Source organism: Acidimicrobiales bacterium (assembly GCA_035533095.1).
In the GTDB taxonomy this organism is placed as follows: domain Bacteria; phylum Actinomycetota; class Acidimicrobiia; order Acidimicrobiales; family Palsa-688; genus DATLUM01.
Genome location: DATLUM010000127.1, coordinates 1 through 2,471, shown reverse-complemented (window position 1 = coordinate 2,471; position 2,471 = coordinate 1). Strand labels below are relative to the sequence as shown.

The 2,471-nt window shown below is 67.3% G+C and carries 3 protein-coding genes; 1 reads left to right on the top strand and 2 read right to left on the bottom strand.

Annotated elements, in window-relative coordinates; genetic code table 11:
• Positions 1 to 232: 232 nt before the first annotated feature.
• Entirely contained in the window at positions 233 to 1,585 is a 1,353-nt protein-coding gene (locus tag VNF71_15085) for a tyrosine-type recombinase/integrase (GenBank protein HVA75880.1), read from the bottom strand.
• Positions 1,586 to 1,619: 34 nt separating this feature from the next.
• On the opposite strand from VNF71_15085, the gene VNF71_15080 reads away from it, so the two are divergent.
• Positions 1,620 to 1,841: a hypothetical protein gene (locus VNF71_15080; protein ID HVA75879.1), complete on the top strand. Its 222-nt coding sequence runs from the start codon at positions 1,620 to 1,622 to the stop codon at positions 1,839 to 1,841.
• An 11-nt stretch (positions 1,842 to 1,852) separates the two neighbouring features.
• Here the strand turns inward: VNF71_15080 and VNF71_15075 are convergent, their stop codons facing one another.
• Positions 1,853 to 2,185 (bottom strand): helix-turn-helix domain-containing protein, encoded by a 333-nt coding sequence (locus VNF71_15075; GenBank protein ID HVA75878.1) that lies wholly within the window; start codon positions 2,183 to 2,185, stop codon positions 1,853 to 1,855.
• Positions 2,186 to 2,471 lie beyond the last annotated feature (286 nt).

Here is a 2,471-nt window from a genome sequence, read left to right as displayed (position 1 = left end):
CTCCGGCCATTCGCGGCCGGCCGAATGACGGTTTGCTAGACTGCGCGCTGTCCCGTCCGGCCCCGCTCACCGGCTCGCCGTCGATCGGTCGCCCGTCGGACACGGAGAGGTCGCATAGAGGTCTAGTGCAGCGGTTTGCTAAACCTTGGGCAAAACCGCGTGACGTGCGGTATTCACGCCTAACTCCGACCACAACCCACTCAGTCGGCGCGGTCCTGCGACCACAATCCGACTACACTTCGACATCTGGTCCGTCATCGGGGTCCGTCGGAACAACGGGCAGAAAGTCGGCGAGTATGGCCTCCATCGCGGTCGAGCCGGACGGGTCGAATCGCTCGAGTTGGTGTGCGTAGCGCCGCTCGACGAGCCCCGTGTCCTTGTGCCCGAGACGCCGCGCCACAATCCAGGTGGGGTGCCCCGCAGCAATCCAGACGGAAGCCGCGAAGTGCCTCGTCGAGTGGAATGACCAGTGGGGCAGCCCAGCCCCTTTCAGGCGCTCGCTCCAGAGCGTCCCTATTTCATCAACTGGGGGCGGCGCTCCGTCGCTGGGTCGCCGGAACACGTAGCCCTCCCACCCGGGCCCCCAGTCCCGTCGTGCGGCAGCTGCCGTAGCTGATCGATCGGCCGCGGCGAGTAGCGCCTCGCCGGCGTCGCGCGTCAGCCCCACCCAGCGCCGCGAGTGCCGCTTCGGCTCGTAGACCCTCCATTCGGATGTCTGTTCGCGACCGATGCTCGTCCGGGCGTCGAGCCGGACGAGTTGGGCTTGCCTCACGACGTGGAGGCGAGTGGGGTACGAGCTGCCCTCGTCCACAAAGAGCTCGTTCTCGTGGATCGCGATGAGCTCGCCCGCGCGCAGTCCGGTCGTGAATGCTGCGACCCAGAGTCCGTACAGCCAGTCGTCGCGCCAGCGCGTCAGGAACGTCCGCACCTGGGCGGGAGTCGGGATCTCGTCGTCACGCACGGCGTCCGTGGTCACGATGACATTCTCACTGTCCGTGATGGGCCGATTCGCGGTGATACGGGCCTTCTGCCGGGCCCACTTGTAAGCGGCGCCGATCGTCGTGCGGGCTTGGGCGGCTTGGCTCGAACTCAGGCGGCGCTCGAACCGAACCCAGTACACCATCTCGTCGACCATCGCTGGCGTCAGCTCCTCGACGCCGATCTGCGCGAGCGGGCGGCGTTTCCCGTCTACGCCGGTGACGAGGGCGAGCGAGACGACTCGCTTCACTATGCCTTCGTAAGAGCGCTGCGTCGTAGCGCTTCGGCTACCCGAAGCGACCATCCGATCGAGGGCGTCGAGCCACATCTCGCATAGCTGACCGACCGTCGTGGGTCTGATGCCTTCGAAAGTCGGCGAGTGAGAGGCAACCGGCAGGAGTTGGGGATGCTCCGCGCGGAGCCACTTCCACAGAGCGTCGTCGGGTGTGGCCCCGTAATACTGCCTCGGCCTTGCCCCCTGGCTCGCTCCGCTTCGGAGAAGGATGAAATACCGACCGTCTTTGTGCTGGTGCACCGGCGGCACCTTGAGCTCTGGCGGAATTACGACCGCCCGCGGAGCTGTCAGCGAATCTGCTCGTGTGGTCATAGACCGTAGTATCCGGCGTCAGGCAGTCTGCCGTATGCCCGGGAACCTCGGGGGGCACCGAGCCATCCGGCGCGGCCAGGTAGGCGGCGATCGCGGCTGGATCGACGCGGACAATCCGTTTGCGAATGCGGACCACCGGAATCTCGCCGTCGCGGACGAGTCGCCACGTGGTCCGCTCGCTGATGTGCAGGAGGCCCGCGGCCTCGGGCACCGTCAGCAGCGGGCGGAGCGGGGTGACCACGACGGGGAGCTGTGAGGCCATGTCCATCAACGGGCGGATCCGTCCGCCGGGTCAAGGCCCATGGGGACAGGCCGCAGCCTCGGGCCCACAGGCGCATTCCCGATTCGTCGCGCGGGGCCGGTTAGCGGCCTTCCTACCGCCCGTCGGGTCGGCGCAGCGGACGTGTCAGGTGGTACGGGGTAGCGCGTCTCCGCCGCGATCCACGCCACGAGGTCGGCCCTGGGGACCCGCACCAACCGGCCGATGCGGATCACCGGCAGGCGTCGATTGGCCGCCATCTCATATGCCAGCGTCTTGCCGATGCCGAGAAGGGCAGCCGTCTCGGTGAGAGTCAGTAGGAGCGGGGGCTCGGCGGTCACGCCCGGACCCTTGGCGAGCCTCGATTTCTGTCAACTACGTTGGTGCGCAGGCGCACCACGGATTCTGCGGAACCAGCAAGACGGCCAGTTCCTCGGCGCGACGTGATCGTCCGACGCCACTTTCACGTGGTCACCGGCGGCTTCTTCGGACCACGGTCTTCATCGAAGGCCAGGGCAAATCGAGCGTGCTGTCCCGGATTCGTCGAGTTCTCGCCGGCGACGACCGGCGTCATCCGAGCCGCGCCCTATGCGGCCGGCACGAGCCGTTCGTCGGCTCGGGTTCCCA

What these genes read in the sequence shown, in the direction of transcription:
- VNF71_15085 (HVA75880.1), bottom strand. Translation starts at nt 1,585, where the DNA reads ATGACCACACGAGCAGATTCGCTGACAGCTCCGCGGGCGGTCGTAATT.
- VNF71_15080 (HVA75879.1), top strand. Translation starts at nt 1,620, where the DNA reads ATGCCCGGGAACCTCGGGGGGCACCGAGCCATCCGGCGCGGCCAGGTA.